16 protein-coding genes and 1 pseudogene are annotated in these 19,154 nt (G+C 69.6%); 4 read left to right on the top strand and 13 right to left on the bottom strand.

What is annotated here, in order from left to right; all coding sequences use genetic code 11:
• A partial coding sequence (locus tag ACLEQD_RS14735; protein WP_410384564.1) for an amidase occupies nt 1–1,482 on the top strand: 1,482 nt, incomplete at its 5' end.
• Between the two features lie 4 nt (nt 1,483–1,486).
• Here ACLEQD_RS14735 and ACLEQD_RS14730 read toward each other — a convergent pair.
• The 4 genes from ACLEQD_RS14730 to ACLEQD_RS14715 form a co-directional block, all read right to left on the bottom strand.
• Nucleotides 1,487–3,424: a LamG-like jellyroll fold domain-containing protein gene (locus ACLEQD_RS14730; RefSeq protein WP_410384562.1), complete on the bottom strand. Its 1,938-nt coding sequence runs from the start codon at nt 3,422–3,424 to the stop codon at nt 1,487–1,489.
• Nucleotides 3,425–3,794: 370 nt separating this feature from the next.
• On the bottom strand, nt 3,795–4,031 hold the full coding sequence (locus ACLEQD_RS14725; RefSeq protein ID WP_410384560.1) for an Rdx family protein: 237 nt from the start codon (nt 4,029–4,031) through the stop codon (nt 3,795–3,797).
• Between the two features lie 41 nt (nt 4,032–4,072).
• Nucleotides 4,073–4,738: a glutathione S-transferase family protein gene (locus ACLEQD_RS14720; protein ID WP_338267962.1), complete on the bottom strand. Its 666-nt coding sequence runs from the start codon at nt 4,736–4,738 to the stop codon at nt 4,073–4,075.
• Nucleotides 4,739–4,822: 84 nt separating this feature from the next.
• Nucleotides 4,823–5,515 carry a hypothetical protein gene (locus ACLEQD_RS14715; protein ID WP_410384558.1) on the bottom strand — a complete coding sequence of 231 codons (693 nt, stop codon included), beginning with the start codon at nt 5,513–5,515 and terminating at the stop codon, nt 4,823–4,825.
• Nucleotides 5,516–5,835: 320 nt separating this feature from the next.
• Between ACLEQD_RS14715 and ACLEQD_RS14710 the strand changes: the two genes are divergently transcribed.
• Nucleotides 5,836–8,097 carry a GNAT family N-acetyltransferase gene (locus ACLEQD_RS14710; RefSeq protein WP_410384556.1) on the top strand — a complete coding sequence of 754 codons (2,262 nt, stop codon included), beginning with the start codon at nt 5,836–5,838 and terminating at the stop codon, nt 8,095–8,097.
• 53 nt (nt 8,098–8,150) lie between these two features.
• A complete protein-coding gene (locus ACLEQD_RS14705; RefSeq protein WP_410384555.1) occupies nt 8,151–9,443 on the top strand; it encodes an OprO/OprP family phosphate-selective porin in 1,293 nt (430 codons plus the stop codon).
• Nucleotides 9,444–9,452: 9 nt separating this feature from the next.
• Here the strand turns inward: ACLEQD_RS14705 and ACLEQD_RS14700 are convergent, their stop codons facing one another.
• The 6 genes from ACLEQD_RS14700 to ACLEQD_RS14675 form a co-directional block, all read right to left on the bottom strand.
• Complete coding sequence (locus ACLEQD_RS14700) at nt 9,453–11,891, bottom strand: Ig domain-containing protein (protein ID WP_410384554.1); 2,439 nt, start codon at nt 11,889–11,891, stop codon at nt 9,453–9,455.
• A 437-nt stretch (nt 11,892–12,328) separates the two neighbouring features.
• Entirely contained in the window at nt 12,329–12,790 is a 462-nt protein-coding gene (locus ACLEQD_RS14695) for a hypothetical protein (protein WP_410384552.1), read from the bottom strand.
• Between the two features lie 205 nt (nt 12,791–12,995).
• Nucleotides 12,996–13,463 (bottom strand): NUDIX hydrolase, encoded by a 468-nt coding sequence (locus ACLEQD_RS14690; protein ID WP_410384550.1) that lies wholly within the window; start codon nt 13,461–13,463, stop codon nt 12,996–12,998.
• Nucleotides 13,460–14,980: a DUF2380 domain-containing protein gene (locus ACLEQD_RS14685; RefSeq protein WP_410384566.1), complete on the bottom strand. Its 1,521-nt coding sequence runs from the start codon at nt 14,978–14,980 to the stop codon at nt 13,460–13,462. Before ACLEQD_RS14685 ends, ACLEQD_RS14690 begins: the two co-directional genes overlap by 4 nt.
• A 189-nt stretch (nt 14,981–15,169) precedes the next feature.
• Nucleotides 15,170–16,045 (bottom strand): subclass B3 metallo-beta-lactamase, encoded by an 876-nt coding sequence (gene bla, locus ACLEQD_RS14680; protein ID WP_410384548.1) that lies wholly within the window; start codon nt 16,043–16,045, stop codon nt 15,170–15,172.
• A gap of 12 nt (nt 16,046–16,057) precedes the next feature.
• Nucleotides 16,058–16,159 carry a helix-turn-helix domain-containing protein gene (locus ACLEQD_RS14675; RefSeq protein ID WP_410384546.1) on the bottom strand — a complete coding sequence of 34 codons (102 nt, stop codon included), beginning with the start codon at nt 16,157–16,159 and terminating at the stop codon, nt 16,058–16,060.
• 15 nt (nt 16,160–16,174) lie between these two features.
• Between ACLEQD_RS14675 and ACLEQD_RS14670 the strand changes: the two genes are divergently transcribed.
• Nucleotides 16,175–16,336: a hypothetical protein gene (locus ACLEQD_RS14670; RefSeq protein ID WP_410384544.1), complete on the top strand. Its 162-nt coding sequence runs from the start codon at nt 16,175–16,177 to the stop codon at nt 16,334–16,336.
• A 4-nt stretch (nt 16,337–16,340) separates the two neighbouring features.
• Here the strand turns inward: ACLEQD_RS14670 and ACLEQD_RS14665 are convergent, their stop codons facing one another.
• From ACLEQD_RS14665 to ACLEQD_RS14655, 3 genes and pseudogenes are all read right to left on the bottom strand, one after another.
• Complete coding sequence (locus ACLEQD_RS14665) at nt 16,341–17,393, bottom strand: sigma-54-dependent transcriptional regulator (RefSeq protein ID WP_410384542.1); 1,053 nt, start codon at nt 17,391–17,393, stop codon at nt 16,341–16,343.
• Nucleotides 17,390–18,286, bottom strand: a complete 897-nt coding sequence (locus tag ACLEQD_RS14660; RefSeq protein WP_410384540.1) for a sensor histidine kinase — start codon at nt 18,284–18,286, stop codon at nt 17,390–17,392. The genes ACLEQD_RS14665 and ACLEQD_RS14660 overlap by 4 nt, the downstream gene beginning before the upstream one ends.
• Nucleotides 18,287–18,570: 284 nt before the next feature.
• Nucleotides 18,571–19,137: pseudogene (locus tag ACLEQD_RS14655) on the bottom strand (PAS domain-containing protein); the annotation flags it as partial.
• Nucleotides 19,138–19,154 lie beyond the last annotated feature (17 nt).

The following is a 19,154-nucleotide window of genomic DNA, read 5'->3' as shown; positions in this document are numbered from 1 at the left end:
CGCGCGGGCCTGGAGTCGGGCAAGTACACCGCGCGCGGGCTGACGGAGGCCTACCTCGGGCGCATCCGGGCGCTGGACCGCACCGGGGACCTGCCGCTGTGCTCGGTCATCGAGCTGAACCCGGACGCGCTCACGCTGGCGGACGCGCTGGACGCCGAGCGCAAGGCGAAGGGCGCGCGCGGGCCGCTGCACGGCATCCCCGTGCTCATCAAGGACAACATCGCCACGGCCGACAAGATGCAGACCACCGCGGGCTCGCTCGCGCTGGTGGGCGGTGTCCCCCCGCGTGACGCCTTCATCGTGGAGCGGCTGCGCGCCGCCGGCGCCGTCCTCCTGGGCAAGACGAACCTCAGCGAGTGGGCCAACTTCCGCTCCACGCACTCCACCAGCGGCTGGAGCGGACGCGGCGGCCTGTGCCGCAACCCCTATGCGCTGGACCGGACCCCCTCCGGTTCAAGCTCCGGCTCGGGCGCGGCCACCGCGGCCAGCTTCTGCGCCGTGTCGGTGGGCACGGAGACGGACGGCTCCATCGTCTCGCCCGCGTCCGCGTGCTCGCTGGTGGGCTTGAAGCCCACGGTGGGGCTCGTCAGCCGCGCGGGCATCATCCCCATCTCCTCGACCCAGGACACCGCGGGCCCCATGACGCGCACCGTGGCGGACGCCGCGGCGCTGCTGGGCGTGCTCGCGGGCGAGGACCCACGCGACGCGGCCACCGCCGCGAGCAAGGGCCGCGCCCACCCGGACTACACGAAGTTCCTCGACCCCCAGGGGCTCAAGGGTGCGCGCATCGGTGTGCCGCGCGAGCGGCTCTTCGGCTACCACCCGGCCACGGACGCCCTCGTGGAGCGCGCGCTCGAGGTGATGAAGGCGCAAGGGGCCGTGCTGGTGGACCCGGTGACGCTGCCCAACATGGCGAAGCTCGACGAGCCGGAGCTGGAGGTGATGCTGTACGAGTTCAAGGCGGGCCTGGAGGCCTGGCTCGCACAGCTCGGCGAGGGCGCCCCCGTGCGGACGCTCGCGGACCTCATCGCCTTCAACGAGAAGCACCGCGAGCGCGAGATGCCGTACTTCGGCCAGGAGCTGCTGCTCCAGGCGCGGAAGAAGGGCCCGCTCACCGACGCCGCCTACAAGAAGGCGCTCGCGGCGTGCCGCCGGTACTCGCGCGCCGAGGGCCTGGACGCGGTGATGAACCAGCACAAGCTGGATGCGCTCGTGGCGCCGACCCAGGCGCCGGCGGGCCCCATCGACCTGGTGCTGGGCGACCACTGGCTGGGCAGCAGCTCCACGCCCGCCGCCGTGTCTGGCTATCCCAGCATCACGGTGCCCGCGGGCGACGTGCACGGGCTGCCGGTGGGGGTGTCCTTCATCGGCCGCGCGTGGAGCGAGCCCGTGCTGCTCAAGCTCGCCTACGCCTACGAGCAGGCCTCGCACGCGCGGCGCAAGCCCACCTTCGCCCGGAGCGTGGACCTGCGCGGCGCGTAGCGCGTCAGCAGCCCGCGGGCCTCTGGCTGATGGCGTAGAGGAACATCGCGAAGTTGGCCAGGAGCTGGAGGATGACGATGGCGACGTAGGCGCCTCCGGTGGCCCACAGCGCGGCGACCTGGACCATCAGCAGGGCGCAGTTGGCGGCGACGGTGAACCAGCTGCCCGTCAGCACGGCGCCGAAGATCTTCCCCAGCGTTCCGGCCGAGTAGAACGCCTTGATGATCCGGATGATGCTGTCGGCGTCCAGGGTGGCGCTCTCCGCCACGTCCTTCACCGCGTAGAGCAGCGGGGTGCTCTCCGTGACGGCCTCCGTGATGGGGGAGATGAGCCTGGCTCCGGCGAAGCCCACGCCGAACGCCGCCAGCAGCATGGAGAAGCCGGTCGCGGCCACGGTGACGATCCACCCGACGCACGGGCTGATGGCCGCGGTCAGCTGCATCCGGCCGGCCTCCACCTTGCCTCGCGCGGTGTGGTGGAAGAAGACGAACTGGTCCCCCTGCACCTCGCCGGTGAAGGCGCCCACGGGCGCGCCGCCGGAGGCGCCCACCCGCGCCAGTCCCTGGTACAGGTTGTCGCGGGAGAGCGACCGGAACTGCTCGCGCATCGACTCGGGCAGGGTGGCCACGAGGGGTTCCAGGGAGGCGAGGAGGCTCTTCGCCTGATCCTGCGTCACCAGCGTCTGCTCGGGGAAGGCCACCGGCTGCGCGAAGCTCAGCTGCGCCGAGGGCAACGGCGGGTCGGCCTTCAACTGCTGCGTCGAGCTGGCCACGCCGGGCGGCGGCGTGGAGTCCGAGGGCAGGGTCGCGACGAGCGCCGGGGTGGCCGTGTTCTGGAACAGCGGCGGGTTGCCCGTCACCTGGTTGGCCAGGGCAAGACCGTTCCATGCGTAGTACGCCACGCAGCCGTCGACGTCGCTGGGGTCCTGCGACATGTACTGCTGCACCTCGCTGGCGGTGAGCGCCCGGGACCAGAGCCCCGCGGCCTGGAGGTGCCCCTGGAAGTTGTAGGCGATCCCGCCCGGCGAATCGGACTTGAACTGGGAGCCGAACAGCCAGACCGGCTGCTCCAGCGTGGGCATGACGACCCCGGGGATGGTCAAGGCGAGCTGGCCGTCCTGATAGAGGGTCAGCAGGCCGCCGTCGTAGGTGGCGGCCAGGTGGTGCCACCCGCCGGGGGGCAGCTGCGAGAGGCGGCCCCAGCCCCCTCCGCCGGAGGGGGCGTGCACGTCGACCGTGAGGTCGTACGCGCCGTTGCTCCAGGAGAGGCCCAGCATGAAGCCCTGGTTGCTGACGCTGTCCATGCACGAGAACAGGGCGTGCGTGTCGGATTGGTAGGGTGAGGAAGCGTCGAGGTTGAACCACGCCTGCACGCTGAAGGGGCCGCCGTTCGCCACCGCCGTGAGGTTGTCGCGGGGCGAGGGTTGCACCGCCGCGTTCACCAGCCGCAGCGACGGGGCCAGCATCACCACCTGCGCCCCATTCAAGAGGCTGGCGTTGCCCAGGTTGCGGCCGGAGACGTCAACGCTGGCGCCGTCGCTGAAGCTGTAGCAGGCGACGAGCGTCGGGTCCGGCTGCGGCACGTCCCACACCGGCTTGAGCTGGTCTCCGGACCGCGCGGCGGACCAGAAGGCGACGTTGAAGAACTGCGCGTCGCTGCTCGTGCCCAGGACGAACGGGGTGTTGCTCCGGCCGAGGTTGGCCTGGGTCCCCTGGATGAGGACCGTGCCGTCCACGTACACCGTGTAGTTGCCGGCGCTGGCGCCGGTCGACTCGAAGTTGATCAGGACGTACTGCCACACGTCGGGCCGCAGCTCGAGCTCCGAGACCTGACGCGGCATGCCCGGGAGGGCGAACGACAGCCGCAGGCCGTTCAGCCCCAGGTACCAGGCGGAGCCGGAGGCCAGCAGCCTGCCGTCGTGGCTGGGAGCGCGCGGGCGCATCCAGAAGCCGATGGCGTAGGACGCGCTTCCGCTCAGGTCGAGCGGGCACTGCCCGCCCAGCGTAACGGACTGACCGAAGCCGACGTCGCCGCGCCGTATTGATACATGGGTCTCATGGTGTGGGCTCCAGGGGGAGAGGGCGGTCCGTGCCCGCGGCTGTGGCGGGCATCAGGACCGCTTCCTGGGCAAGAGCAAGGAGCGCGCCATCGCGTCCGCGCCCGCGCTCCCCTCGGAGCCGCACGGGCAAGCGCGCCGCGTGCGTTCCGGCGTCACGCGGCCGAGTCGCGCCGGGACGCAAGGTTTGGGACAGGCCCTTCCTGGAGGATCCGCCCGCTCCTTCAGCGAGGAGCGGGCGGCGAAGCCCTCGACGTCAGGGCTTCATGGCGCGGAAGACCGCGTCCACCACCTCCTGCTCGGTGGGGAACGCCAGGCCGGTCTTCCGGATGACGACCTTTCCGTCCACCGCGACTTCAAAGACCCCGGACCCGCCCTTCTTCAGCTCCGCATCCACTTCCAGCTCGTCCTTCAGCACGGCCGCCGCACGGGTGGCCCTGGGCAGGTAGCCTCAAGCGGTACAGTAGGTGATGGAGACCTTCGCGTCGGCCATGGTGTTCCTCCGGATGAGCCATGAAGAGGCTTTGCGTAAGGTTATTCGAGGAACGTGGGGCCGCCACGCTCCACCGCGCGCTGGTAGGCCGGGCGCTCGCGAATGCGGGCGAGGAAGTCCTTGAGCCGCACCATTCGCGTGGTGTCCCCGCGCGACAGGAGCGCCTCCACGGGGTAGCTCATCTGGATGTCCGCGACGCTGAACGCCTCACCGGCGAACCAGGGCGAGCGCGCGAGCTCTGCTTCAAGAAAGCCCACGTGGCGCGTGAGGTTGGGGCGCACCAGCTGTTGCTCCAGCGTGCCCCCGATCTTCCCCGTCACGGGTCGCAGGAAGAAGGGCACCGGCGCCTTGCGGATGCGCTGCGCGATGAGCGCGACCAGCAGCTGGGGCATCAGCGAGCCCTCCGCGTAGTGCAGGAAGTAGCGGTAGCGCGCTGCCTCGGGCGTCCCAGGGGGGGGCGTGAACCTGCCCCCCCCGTAGCGCTCCACGAGGTACTCGAGGATGGCCGCGGACTCCGCGACAGGGGTGTCCCCATCGGTGAGGACCGGGGACTTGCCGAGCGGGTGCACCTGGGCCAGCTCTGGCGGAGCCAGGAGCGTCTTGGGGTCCCGGGAGTAGTGGACCACCTCATAGGGCAGTCCCAGCTCTTCGAGCAGCCACAGCACCCGGTGCGACCGCGAGCGTTCGAGATGATGAACCTTGAGCATGGCGGGATATCTACCCCGCCCCTCGAGCGCGAACCAGCCTTCAGTCCCCGTCCTCGATGAGAAGGCCGAGGACGTGTTCCCAGCTCAGTAGATGCACTTGAGCCCGAGGTTCAGCACGAACGGGACACCGGTGTTGGCGTAGCTGTCCATCGTGCCCGTGGAGTAACCGAAGTACTGGCAGACCCGGGTGGTGGCCGAGCGCAGCTGCCACCACGAGGCAAACGGCGGGTTCATGCCACTGAGGAACGGGAACCGGGAGTCATTGGTGTTGACCCCGCGAACCGCCACGGAGGGGCTCGGGATGCAGACCAGTCCCATGAGATCCGCCGACACGTCCTGGTGCCCGGTGAAGAACCCCGTGTCATAAAAGGAGCCGCACTCATTATCCGCGATGGCTCCCGCGTTGTACGCAGCCTGCGAACTGAGCGAGGTGGAGCTGCCCTGCCACAGGGCCCACGCCCGCGCATCACTGCCAGAGATGTCCTGCCAGGTCACCATGTCCGAGGTGAAGCAATGAATGCCCATCAGCTCGCCGGCCTGCTCCCCGTTATACATCCCTCGCGCATAACCATAATTGGCACACACCCCCTCCGCGCTCCGGTTCGCGTAGGCCCAGTCCACGTCGGAGCGGTTCGTGATGGGATAGCCTCCCGCGGCCCGCATCGCAGCCGTCGTGTCGAACCAGACAGTCCCGGCGAAAGCCGGACCCGCGACCAGTGCGACGATGGCGGATGCAAGGGCTGTCACAAGCTTGGAAATTCGCACGGCTCCAAACATGCTTCTCTCTCCTGGAAGGAACATCGGTTGATGTTGCCAAGAGAGATACGAAGCCCTGGCGTATCCTGGTCGCCGCCAGAGGTGCATTTCCGATCAAACGTGCAATGCATTGTACGATTTCCATGGCGTCGGATTCACGGACGCACGTCATCTCGGCGGGGCCATGGGCTGTCGCGGGTGCTGTTGTCCCCTGGCAGGGTCCCCTCCCGAGGCCTCCCGGGAAGCCGCGAAGCGACCTTCCGGACAAGCCACCCCCAGCCCCGCCGGACTCCTCTCCTGAGCGCTGGGCTCCTGGCGCGGAGCCCCTATGCTCCCGCGCCATGCCCAGTCCCTACGTCATCAGGGCCGTCCAGTCCCGCGCGGAGCTCGAACAGGTCCTGGAGCTGCAACGCAGGAACCTGAAGCAGCACCTGTCCGAGGAGGAGCGGCGCACGCAGGGCTTCGTGACCGTGGCGCATGACCTGCCCACGCTGGAGCACATGCACGCGGTGGCCCCCAGCATCATCGCCCTCCAGGGCTCCGAGCTCGTGGCGTACGCCCTGGTGATGCCCCGCGAGTGCCGGACGCTCGTCCCCGTGCTGGAGCCGATGTTCGCGCTCGTCGAACAGCTCGAGGACCAGGGCCGCCCCCTCCGGGACCAGCGCTTCTACGTGATGGGGCAGATCTGCATCGACAAGGCCCACCGGGGCCAGGGCCTGTTCGACGCGCTCTACCACCAGCACCGCGAGCAGCTCCGGGGCACCTTCGACTGCGTCGTCACGGAGGTCTCCGTGCACAACCGCCGCTCCCTGCGCGCGCACGAGCGGCTGGGCTTCCGCACCCTGCACACCTACGCGGACGCCGCGGACACCTGGGCCGTGGTGCGCTGGGATTGGACCCCGCCCCCGCGGCGGCTGGAGGAGCTCGAGCGCTCCGAGCGGGTGCTCGCCGCGGCGGGGATCGGCCGCTGGTCCCGCGACCTGTCCCAGCCCCACCTCGTCTGCGACGCCATCTGCCGCGTGCACTGCGGGCTGCCCGCGGACGGCCCGGTGGACGCCGCCCAGGTCCGGGAGCGCATCCATCCCGAGGACCTGGAGCGGGTGTGGGACGCGGCCCGGCGCGCGATGGAGGAGCGGGCGCCCTTCGAGCTGCGCTTCCGGACCCGCCCGAGCGCGGAGGCCCCCTCCCGCTGGTTGCACGTCACGGGCTCCGTCTTCCACGACGCGGCCGGGCGCGCGCGGCACTTCGAGGGCATCTCGCAGGACATCACGGCCGCGCGGCAGCTGGAGGAGTCCCTGCGCCAGACGCTCATCGAGAAGAACGACTCGCTGCAGAACCTGGAGCTCATCAACCGCACGGGCCAGGCGCTGGGCGCGGAGCTGCAATTGGAGAAGCTGGTGCAGGGCGTGACGGACGCCGCCACCCAGCTCACCCGGGCCGCGTTCGGCGCGTTCTTCTACAACGTGCTGGATGAGCGCGGAAACGCATACATGCTCTACACGCTCAGCGGCGTGCCCCGGGAGGCCTTCTCGAAGTTCCCCATGCCGCGCTCCACCCGCGTCTTCGAGCCCACCTTCAAGGGCGAGGGCATCCTCCGCAGCGACGACATCACGAAGGATCCGCGCTACGGCCACAACGCGCCCCGCCAGGGCATGCCCGAGGGCCACCTCCCGGTGCGCAGCTACCTCGCGGTGCCCGTGACCTCGCGCTCGGGGGAGGTGATTGGCGGGCTGTTCTTCGGCCACCCGGCGCCTGGCGTCTTCACCGCGCGCGAGGAGCGGCTGGTGGCGGGGCTGGCGGCGCAGGTCGCCGTGGCCATGGACAACGCCCGGCTCTTCCAGCGCGTCCAGGAGGCCGTCACGTCGCGAGACACGTTCCTGTCCATCGCCTCGCACGAGCTGCGCACGCCCATCACGTCCATGAAGCTGCTGTCGCAGCACATGCGCAAGCGCATCGACGCCAACGACCCGGCGGCCTTCACCCGCGAGCGCGTCACCCGGATGGTGGGCCAGACGGAGCGCTCCATCGACCGGCTCGCCCGGCTGGTGGATGACATGCTGGACATCTCGCGCATCGCCGCGGGCCGGCTGCAGCTGCACCTGGAGCAGGTGGACCTGGGCGACCTCGCGCGCGACGTGGTGGACCGCTTCGAGCAGCAGCTCACCGGGGCGGGCCACACGCTCACGCTGCGGCTCGAGCCGGGGCTCGTGGGGCGCTGGGACCGGGTCCGGCTGGAGCAGGTGCTCGCGAACCTGCTGACCAACGCGCTCAAGTACGCGCCCGGGACGCCGCTCACGGTCAGCCTCCAGGCCCGGGACGACCACGCCGTGCTGGAGGTGGAGGACCGCGGGCCCGGCATCGCTCCGGAAGATCAACACCGCATCTTCGAGCGCTTCGAGCGGCTCGTCACCGCGAACGAGGTGAGCGGCCTGGGCCTGGGCCTCCACATCGCCCGGCACATCGTGGAGGCGCACGGGGGCCGCATCCACGTGCGGAGCGCCGTGGGCGACGGCGCCCGCTTCTTCGTCGAGCTGCCCCTGGCGGGCAGCGCCATGGCTGGCCCGGCAACGTCCGGGAACTCACTGGGCCCGCGCGAGCCTTGACAGCATCACTTCCCAGTGGGGAACGTGCGCGCCCCTCATGTGAAAGGCCCCGCGTGTCCGCCATCTCCGCCGCCCACCTCGCCACCCTGGGGTCGCTGCTGCTCGCCGCGTCCCCGGCCCGTGCCCAGGCGACCGAGCCCGAAAAGCCCCTGGAGCCCCCCACCGTCCAGCTCTCCGAGGAGGGCTTCACGTTGTCCTCCGCCGACAAGGCCTTCGTGCTGAAGATCCGCGGACAGCTCCAGGCGGACGGCCGCTTCTACGTGGCGGACTCGGACCGGAGCGGAACGAACACGTTCCTCATCCGGCGCCTGCGCCCCTTCCTGGACGGGACGCTGTTCGGCTTCGTGGACTTCCGGCTCATGCCGGACTTCGGCGTCAATCAGCCGCTCGTCCAGGACGCGTACATCGACCTGCACCCCGTCGAGTGGCTCCGCCTGCGCGCCGGCCGCTTCAAGACGCCCTTCGGACTGGAGCTGCTCCAGGCCAACACGGACGTCCCCTTCATCGAGCGCTCGCTCACCTTCGATCTGGTCCCCGTCCGTGACTCGGGCCTGCAGCTGCACGGCGACATCGCCGGGGGGCGCCTCCACTATGCGTTCGCGGTGGTCAACGGAGACCCCGACGGCACCAGCATCGACGTCAACACCGACGACAGCTTCGACCTGGTGGCCCGCGTCTTCGCCCAGCCTTTCAAGGGCGATACGTCCTCGGCGCTCCAGGGCCTGGGCCTGGGCGTCGCCGTCTCCCGGGGCCTCCAGTTCGGCACGCCCTCCGCCACGACCTCCGCGACCGGCCTGGTGCCCAAGCGCAGCACCGGCCAGGAGATCATCTTCAGCTACCTGAACAACGGCGCCACCGGACCGACCACCATTGCGGACGGAGAGCACGTGCGCCTCTCGCCCCAGGGCCACTTCTACTGGGGCCCGGTGGGGCTGCTCGCGGAGTACGTCCTGTCGTCGCAGGAGGTGAGCATCGGTGACCAGCGCGCGCGCCTGCGACACCACGCGTGGCAGGCGTATGCGTCGTATGTGCTGGGCGGGGACGCGTCCTTCACGGGCCCCAAGCCCCGCCGTCCCTTCGACCCCAGGACGGGCCAGGGCGGCGCGCTGGAGCTCTCCGTGCGCTACCAGGGCCTGGACATGGACGACGACGCGTTCCCTGTCTTCGCGGACCCGACCCGCTCCGTGAGCCGGGCCCGGGGCTTCGGTGTCGCCACGCTGTTTGCCTTCAACCGGCGCGTGCGCGTCGCGTTGAACTACCACCGCACGGACTTCGTGGGCGGGGCCGTGGAAGGTGACAGGGAAGCGGAGAACGTCGTCATGTCCCGCTTCCAGGTCGCCTTCTGAGGCACGGGCTCAGGGCTCGGCCTGCGGCTGCAGCGTCCAGGTGAAGGTGGTGTCCGAGAAGGGGTACGTCCCGGACAGCTCGCCGTTGGGCTTCGCGAGCGGCGGTGCTGTTCCGTCGTCCGTGAAGAGGATGTTTCCGGGGGCATCCTTCATGGGCCCCTTGCAGTCCGGGCCGCCGCTGACGGCGATGTCCACGATGCGTCCATCCGAGAGCGCGGACGTGTACGCGCGCGACGGGTGCGACAGCCATTCCTGGGTAGCGGGATCCGGTGACTTCAGCTCGTTGAAGGGGTTCATCAGCATCACCCCGCCCGAGGGGCCCAGCGAGTACTTCGTGGGCCCGTGCGTGTACCGGCACCCGCCGGACGTGTAGTCCACGTCGAGCGTGAAGTCGCCGGTGGGGGGCATGACCATGAACGCGCCCAGCCGCTTCGTGTGCGGCAGGTTCGGATGGTCGTAGTCCGCGGTCGCGAAGGCTCCCAGCACCTGGAACTCCAAGTTCGTCTCGAGGAGGTGCCGGCCCGTCCAGCCCACTTTCACCAGGACCGCCTTCGTGGTGCCCTTGTACTTCCAGCAGCCCAGGTTGCTGCGCTTGAGGTAGGGCGTCTTCTGCGCCTTCAGGCTCCCACCGCCACCGGGCTCGAACTTCGCGTTGCTGGTGATGATGATCAGGTCCTGGGCCCGCTGCGACTTCATGTCGCGGCAGAGGCCCACGTATTCGTAATTGCTCCAGTCCTCCTCGTGCCACGTCCCGCTCGCGTCGTTCCAGAGCGCGAGCACCTTCACCGGCTCCTGCGACTCGGTGATGTTCTTGAACCACCCGTTGTGGAAGATCATCGTGCGGGTGTTCGGGTCGCTGAACGTGAAGTGCTCGTAGTGGCTGGACAGGTTCTTCAGCTCGTCGTGGAGGTCTTCCCTGTGCTCGGGCGCACCGGCCAGATCGCCGTTGAGCGCGGTGGACTTCACCTTCTCCGTGAGCTGGTCCCACTTCGCGAAGGACTCCGCCTTGGCGTCGATGGGCGCCTGGTTCCAGAGCACCTTCGCGAACTCCGGCCAGGTCTTCTCCAGCCTGCCGGGGACGGCGGCGTCCACCGCGGTGAGGCTGGAGGTCTCCGTGGTCAGCTTCTGCAGCGCCGCCACCACGACGTTCGGGCCGTGCTTCTTCGCCAGGAACTGGAAGAACAGGTAGGCGCCGTAGTCGCGCGCCGCCGAGCTGCCCGCCGCCGCAGAGGTGCAGTGCCCCGGGGAGCGGTCCTCCAGGGGCAGGTCCGGGCTGCTCATGAAGCAGTCGGCGTAGTCGTGCTCCAGCTGAGGCTTCTGCCCATACACCTGGTCGATGGCCCAGTTCGCGGTCGCATCGCGGATCCATCCGTAGTCACGCTGCGGACCCTTCGTCTTGTAGGACCACTGGATGGCGTGCATCAGCTCGTGCGTCGCCGCGCCCTTGAGGTCGTCACCGGCGAGCCCATCCCACAGCAGGATGTAGGTGGGAGCCTGGGTGTTGTCGAAACCCTCCGGAAGCGTCAGGCCCCGGCCGGCCATGTTGGGGGTCAGGTAGATGTCGAGCTGGGGGCTTCCTCCGTTGCAGCTCGCGGAGGACTGGTCGGTGAGGGGCTCCTTGAGTCCCAGCGCCATCAGCTTCGGCCAGATCTCCTTCTCAATCGCGTCGTCGAGGAGGACGGCCTGCTCGCGCTGTCCCTTGACGGTGAACTGGTACCAGACCTTCACCTTCGAGAAGGTCTTGGAAGGGGAGTCCCACCTGTCCGTGCTGGGCCGGCAGGTGGGCCGCGCCAGGCTGCGCAGCCGGGCGTCGGGCAGGGGCGCGTTGAGCCAGCTGCCCGGGTCGTCCGGACGCAGCAGGTACATCCCGAGCGCTTCCTGCATCGGCGCGGAGAGGTCATCGAAGTGTGAGTGCAGGTCTTCCAGCGGGGTGACGTCGAAGCCCGGCTCGACCCGGGCCTTGTACTGGAGGGGTAGGCGGGGATCGCTGAACGCGGCGTATACCCGGTAGGCCAGCAGCTCCTCGTCGTTGATGAGGCCCGCCTCGTGCGCGGAGGTGAGGACCTCGTCGCTGGACGGGAGGGACGCGTCGCCCGGCAGCACGACCACCGACAGGGTCGTGCTCACCGCGCCCACCCTGGCGGTGATGACCGTGCCGCCGGGGGCAACGCCCGTCACCCGGCCGTCGGTCACGGTGGCGTACTCGGGCAGGTAGGAGGACCAGGTCACCTGGACGTTCCGGAGCGCGTGACCGCTGTCGTCGAGCGCCAACGCGGCCAGGGTCAGCGTCTCGCCCACCAGGAGCGTCGCCCCGTTCGGATTGAGGGTGAGCGCGGCGACCTTGCCGTCGTCCTCCCCAGGCGTCGGCTCAGGCTCGGTGGAACCGCAGGCGAGAACGAGCGTGAACAGGCACAACGCGAGCCAGCGGGCTCCACGAAACACAGGCATTTTCAGGCCTCGAAATGTCGAGCCGCGGGGCGCGGGCGACAACGAGACTTTATCGCCTTGGCTCCGGGTGGAGTTTCCTCAAGATAACAAAATATCACTTGGCGGATTGGTGGCTGTCGTTGACTGGGGAGCAACAGTTGCCTGACAGGCAACAACATGCAGGGAACCGACGGGCTGGCGAAGGGATTCATTTCGGGCGCACGAGAATGAGCGGAATGGAACTCTTGAAATAACATGCGCGGCTTTTGATTCGGGCTCCGGCGCAAGGGCCAGCGCAGCTCGGCTCCCAGGGTGTATTCGCCCCGCGGGCAGCCTGCCGCGTCTGCCTACTTCCCCGAAGGGAACCACACGAAGTGCGGGAGAGCCACCGAACCGGAGCAGGCCCACTCCATGGTTACGGCGTGGCTACGGACGATGCCGAAGCCACACGGGTTCTCCTATGCCACCGGCGTCGACACGTCTCCTGCCCGCAGCGCCTCCTCCACCTGCTCGGGAGTTGGATGGCGTTGATGGGGGAGGGGGTACTCCATGTTCACGTAATCGACTTTCTCCCCCTCGCAGAGGATGAGGTGGCGCATCTTCCTGACCTGTTGGTGAGCAGCCTTTCCCGCTGCTGCATGAGGACCAGTCAGCGGCGTGGCTGGCCGCCTGATTCCTTCGAAGTGCAGGGTGAAGAACCCGGCGCGGCGCTCCCACTTCACCAGGGTGAGCGGGCCGAAGAAGGGCACGCCGCGAGTTCCGGTTACATACCAGTAGATCGGGTCCTTCCTCTGCCAAGCGACTGCCAGCGTCATCGCGGCCGAGCAGTGCGTCAGCAGTAGAAGCCTGTCTCCGCACTCCTCGTTGGCCCAGTACCCGCCCGGATTCGGCGACCCGTTGATGATGACAATTCGCGCCATGCGCAGCCTCTCCGACTTCCGAGGTTACCGCCGAGCTTCCTTTCGGGAGTTCCAGCTGCTCCAGCGGTAGTCTCGGGTGACCCTTTAGCAGTACGGCGGCAGGAAATGCAGAGCAGTCGTTCAGGCGGGGTAGGGGACTTGAACCCATGGGCCAAGGCGATAGGAAACCCAGGCAGGACCCTGACGTGGGAGCTAGCAGTTCCGTTCAGGCTTCGTCGTCGGGAAGGAGCGTCCGGAGAACCTCGTCATCAGGACCGAGCGGGCGCCAGCCGGGAGGTGGTGGACTGGCGAGGAGCACATCGCGCACCTGCCGCACGCGCTCTTCATGGGTTTCTGGGGTGTACGCAGACCAGCGCCCAAGCGTCATTGCAACCTCGAAGCGGCCTGCGTCGTCCAAGATGGGCGGCCAACCGTTGGGAAGTCCCTCGGCGACTTCGCGCACGAGCACGTCGCGAACGAAGCGCGTGACCTGCCTGTGCTGCTCCGCCTCATACAGCAAGCCGCTCAACACCTGCACCGCAGCAACGTCGTTGCCCAGTTCGTCGGCCAGGACGTACAGCGGAACGGCAGGGCGCGCATCGGCAAAGGCGGTCAGTGAGTCGTAGCCTCGCTCACGGACCCGTTCGTACAGGCGCGCCTTGATGTTGCCCTGCCATGCACCTCCGTCGCTCATCGTCCTCTCCCACGAGTGAAGCTCATCGGGATCCTATAGTCCCGCATGCTCTTCGCGACGAGAGTCAGGATCTCGTTCCGCGCCAGAGTTCGACCCGTGGCGATCTCGGCATCGCCCAAGGCCTTCATAATCATCCGATTCCACTCGCCGGGCCATGTGCGCCCCAGCTTCCAGTTTCCCCCGCCGTGAATCGCCTCATGATCGGCCTGCTCCAGCCGGACGCAAAAGTTGTCGATGTCCATGTCGCCCTTGAAGCCGCGCCGCTCGAACCACTCGCGGTGCTCTTGCGGCAGCACATGGTGCTTGGGCGCATCCGACATGCCCGCCTCCGCCCTGCCCGTCACCCGCATGCCACGAACCTCGGGGCTGTCCCCCAGCGCTTCGCGCATGCCCTTGGGCAGGTCCTGGTGCGCCTGGGCCATCGTGACCTGTCCGCCCTGGATGAGCACGGCCGCGCCGACGGCAGGCACGGAGATGACGCCCGCCTGCACGAGCCTTCGCATCATCTCCACCCACTCCGCGGAGACCACCATCCGCGAGCCCACCATGACGCCACCCGAACTCATCACGAGGCCCACGCCCAGTGTCACGGGGGCCGTGGGCGGCACGCGTGGCAGGGCCATCTTCATCGTGGAGATCATCGCGACCATCTCCACCGCCTGCATCGCCGCGATGACCTGCCCGCCAAGCTTCATGGTGTCGCGGGTCTCCCGCTGGAGCGTGTCGAACTCCCGCGTCAGCTTCCCCATCAACTCGGGCATCGCGGTGGTCGCCGCCTCCACCCGCTCCGGGTCCAGTGAGGCGAGGTCCGTCAGCGTGGGCTCCATCAGCCTCTGCACGCGATGGAGGTCCACGAAGAGCTTCTCGGCGCTGCACATGGGGCAGTTGCGAAGCACGGCGTCCGCGAGGTGCAGGAAGTCCACCCAGGTCGCCAGCAGGAGCGTTCCGAATTGGGCCGCCTGGAGCTTCGGCCCTGTCATGCGCAGCAGGCCCAGTTCCATGTCCGTGTCGCCAATCTCCGAGGCCGCATCCGTCAACGCGGTGGCGCTCCCAAGCGCGCCATGAAGCCACGTCACCTGCTTGGAGCCCTGGTTGAGGTAGCGCGTGAAGCCACCGGTGAGGCTAAAGCCCCAGAGGTCTGGAGGGCGGGCCGCCAACTGGGTGAAAGCGGCTTCGACGCGGGTCAGGGTGCCGTTCACCTCTTTCGTCGCGTCGAGGATCGCCTGCCGCGTCAATGCATTGCTCCGGCCCCCGCCCCCGACAGGGCTGTCTCCCACAGCGGTCACGTCGTCACGCGGCTGTTGGCGGCGCAGGAGCCGTTGCTCAGACCCGGAGAGGGCGCGGGGGCGAGAATCCCAGGCGCGCGGGGGCACATTGTTCGGAGCCTCCACCCACGCGGGTGAGGAGTCCGCTCGCGGCGCATGGCTCAAGCTTCGGTCTCGCCCATGCGCTGGCGGCACAGAGGCGCATCCCGTGGCCACCAGCACCAGGGACAGCAAGAGGGTATCAGCGCGCATTGTCCACCCTCGCGACAACTTCAAGTGCTTGGAGAGGCCAAGCAGGAACGTGCGCATGCGTTCTCCGTGAAGGGTGCCGCGCAGTCGTACCCTAGGTGTGCCTGTTTTTGGAGTCCTGGGGGCCTTAATGGTGGCGCTGCTGTCGAGCAGCGCGTCTGGTTGTAAAGGCTTGCAGCAGGAGCGTGGTCGTCAACGGGCCTTGCGGCGCTCCTCGGCCAGTTGCGCGTTGAAGCGGCGCTCGGAAGCATCCGCGTAGGCCTTGCAGCTCATCGCCTTGGCGCCGGCCGCGGCGCCGGCTGCGTAGTCCCAGCCGCTGAAATCCGGATGCGGGGTCAGCAGCACATCGCAGGGCAGGGCGCGCACGGTGGCGAAGCTGCGCCGGTAGTCCTCGACGATGCGCGGATAACGCGGGTTGGCCAGCAGCTGATAACCGGGTGCGGTGAGGCTGTCGGCGTAGGCAAGGCGGACCGGCTTGCCGTCCCGGGTGTCGTTCCACGTCCAGCCAATGCTGCCCGGGGTGTGCCCCGGCATGAAGTGCGCGGTGAAGTCGACGCCGCCTTGTGAGACGACCTCGCCGTCCATGACCACGCGGTCCACCACGACGGGCGGGAAGACGATGGCGTCACCGAAGTGCAGGTCGTCGCTGCCCCCGCGCGCCAGCATCACCGCTGACGCGGCGCTGGCCACGACCCGCGCGCCGGTGCGGCGCTTCAGTGCGGCGAAGGGGCCGGCGTGGTCGGCGTGTGCGTGGCTGCTCAGCAGCAGGCGCAGGTCCTGCGGCGCGAAGCCGCGGCGCTTCAGGTTGGCCAGCAGATGGTCGGCCATCTGGGGCATGCCGCCATCGAGCAGCACGAGGCCGTCCTGGGTTTCCACCAGCAGGGCGGTCAGCGCCTGGGTGCCGATCTGCCAGGTGTGGTCGGCGATGCGCAGAGGCTCCATGGGCTGGAGCCAGGCCGCATCCACGGTATAGGCCTGCAATTGCGGCAGGGGAGGCGGCGCGGCGGCGGTGGGGGCGGAGTGCAGCAGAAATGCGGCGAGGGCGCGGGTGAAGGCCTGGAAAGTCATGGCGCCGGCATCCTAGCCCCGCTGCCAGCCCTTGATCTTCGCGTACAGCGAGCTGCGGGAGATGCCCAGCTTCGCCGCCGCGCGCTCCACGTGGCCGCCCTCGCGCGCCAGCACGCGCTCGATGTGGCGGTGCTCCAGCTCCTCCAGCGTGAGGTCCTCGCCCAGCGGCTCCTCGGCGGGAGCAGGGACTCGAAGCGCAGCGCACTGCGCGACAAGCGGGCGCTGCCGGACAGGAGCACCGCGCGCTCCAGCACGTTGCGCAGCTCGCGGATGTTGCCCGGCCAGGCGTAGGCCATCAGCGCGCGCTCCGCGTCGGGCTCCAGCTCCACCTGGCCGCGGCCCGGTGCGCGCCCATCTCCGCCAGGAAGTGGCGCGCGAGCACCGGCACGTCCTCCGCGCGCTCGCGCAAGGGCGGCACGTGCAGGATGAGCGTGCTGATGCGGAAGTACAGGTCGCTGCGGAAGCGCTTCTCGCGCGCGGCCACCTGCAGGTCCTGGTGCGTGGCCGCGACGAGCCGCACGTCCACGCGCCGGTCCTTCACGTCGCCCAGCCGGCGGAAGCGCTTCTCCTCCAGCACCTTGAGCAGCTTGGGCTGGACGGCCACGTCCATGTCGCCAATCTCATCCAGGAACAGCGTGCCCCGGTCCGCCACCTCCAGCAGGCCCTGCTTCGCGGCCACCGCGCTGGTGAAGGCGCCCTTCTCGTGGCCGAACAGCTCCGAGTCCAGCAGGTCCTTGGACAGCGCCGCGCAGTTGAGGTCCACGAAGGGCGCCTCGTTGCGCGGCCCGCCTTCATGCAGCCAGCGCGCGAGCACGCTCTTGCCGCTGCCCGTCTCGCCGGTGACGAGCACCGGGCTGTCGCTGTCACGCACGCGCTCCGCCTCGTCGCGCAGCGCGCGGATGGCGGCGCTGTTGCCCAGGAAGGGGTCCACCTGGGTGCGCGCCGTGCGCGAGCGGTCCGCGGCCAGCCGCTGCCGCTCGCGCCGCTGGGCCACCAGCCGCTCCAGCACCACCTTGAGCACCGCCAGCTCCAGCGGCTTGGTGAGGAATTGCTCGGCGCCTTCCTTCACCGCCTGCACCGCCAGCTCGATGGAGCCGTGCCCGGTCAGCACCACCAGGGGCACCGCCGCGTCCAGCTCCTTGAGCCGCGGCAGCAGCTCCAGCGCGGTGCCGTCCGGCAGCCGGTAGTCGATGACGGCCACGTCGGGCCGGTGCATGCGGAAGCCCTCCTGGGCCTCGGTCACGCTGGTGGCCTCGGCCACGTCGAAGCCGTGCTGCGTGAGGTAGCCCTTCATGCCCAGCCGGACGCCGGGCTCGTCGTCCACGAGCAGGATGCGGGTGCGCGTCATGATACCTGTGACTTCGGAAGAGCCCCGGCGATCACAGCCGGGGGGAGGGCGGGCAGCAGGATGGTCACCTCGGCGCCTCCTTGGGGATGGTTGGACAGGCGGATGCGCCCCTGGTGCTCCTCCAGGATGCGCTGGACGATGGACAGCCCCAGGCCGGTGCCTCCCCGGCGCTTGCTGAAGAAGGGCTCGAAGACGTGGGGCAGGTCCTCGCTCTTGAAGCCGGGCCCGCCGTCGTGGACGGTGCAGCGCACCCACGCGCGGCCCGCCTCCTCCACGGCCTCCGCCGTCACGTGGACGGTCGCGCCCGGGGGCGAATACTGCACGGCGTTCTCCACCACGTTGCGGAAGACGTGGAACAGGCGGCGCGCGTCCATGCGCACCAGGGGCAGCGCGTCCGGCAGCGCGCGCGTGAGCTTCACGGAGGCCTTGTCGCCGGGGAGCTCGCAGGCGGACAGGGCCTCGGCGACCACCGGCCCCACGGCGCCGTCCGTCCACTCGCCCCGCGTGGGACGGCCGTACTCGAACAGCTCCTGGGTGAGGTGGGTGAGGCGGCGCACCTCGCCGCGCAGCACGTCCAGGTACGGCTGCAGCTCCGGCTGCGTGCCGTAGGTGGCCTCCACCGCGTCCACGACGGCGGAGATGGAGAACAGGGGGTTGCGCACCTCGTGGGCCACGCCCGCGACGATGGCGCCCATGGCGGCCATCGTCTCACTGCGCCGCACGTGGGCCTGCAGCTCCAGGAGCCGGGTGACCTCCGTGGCCACCAGGATGATGCGGGGCTCCCCACTTGCCTGCTCATCCACCCAGGCGGCCGCCAGCTCCCAGGTGCGTCCGGACTCCGCGTCGTGCACCTGGCGGCTGGCGCTGCCGTGCGTCGCGCGCAGCTCCTCCACAGCGGTCCCGCGCTGGACCAGGGCGGCGCCCCGACGGTCGAGGACAGCGGCTGGCCGGAGGGGTCCGCCTCCCGGAAGAGCCCGAGGGCGGCGTCGTTGAGCCGGTGGATGATGCCGTCCGCGCTCAGCACCAGCAGCGGCGAGGACACCGCGTCGAACGTGCGGCGCCACTCCGTCGCGGAGCGGCGGAAGCTGTCGTTCAACCGCTGGCGCAGGTCGTCCGCGAGGCGCCGGTCGGTGATGTCGGTGACGACGCAGCCCAGGTGCACGCCGCCCCGGTCGTCCAGGCCGGAGGCCGCGGCGCGGCTGCGCACCCAGCGCAGGCGCCCGTCCGCGCAGATGATGCGGTGCTCGATCTCCACCTCCGTGCTCGGCGCCAGGGCCAGCGCCTCGATGCACTCGCGGTAGCGCGTGCGGTCCTCCGGGTGGATCATCTCCGACCACAGCGGCGCCGGCGTGCCCTCCGGGCCGGTGCCGGTGAAGGCGCTGGCCGGGTAGCCGGTGGTGCGCTCGATGACGGGCGTGCAGTAGAAGTCACGCAACACGCCGTCCCGCAGCTTCCCACCCCACAGGTAGTCCGGCAGCGACCGGGTGAGCACGTCCAGGCGCCCCTCGTGCTCCTGGAGCGACGCCTCCGCGCGCATCCGCTCCGTCACCTCCGACAGGGACGCGATGACGCCCAGCACCGCGCCGCCCGCGCCGCGCACGCGCGAATAGCTCCCGAACCAGAAGCGCGTCTCGCCGGGGGCCGCGGGCGTCTCCACCTGGAGGCTGAGGTCCTGAAGGGGCGCGTCCGACTCCAGCGCGCGGGCGAGCCGGGGCGCCAGCGCCGTGCCCAGCGCGGGCAGCACCTCCGAGACGTGCCGGC

Origin of the sequence: Corallococcus sp. 4LFB (assembly GCF_046520365.1) — a bacterium.
Taxonomy (GTDB): Bacteria; Myxococcota; Myxococcia; order Myxococcales; family Myxococcaceae; genus Corallococcus; species Corallococcus caeni.
The sequence above is the reverse complement of the archived record's forward strand: the minus strand, read 5'-3'. Positions and strand labels throughout refer to the sequence as shown.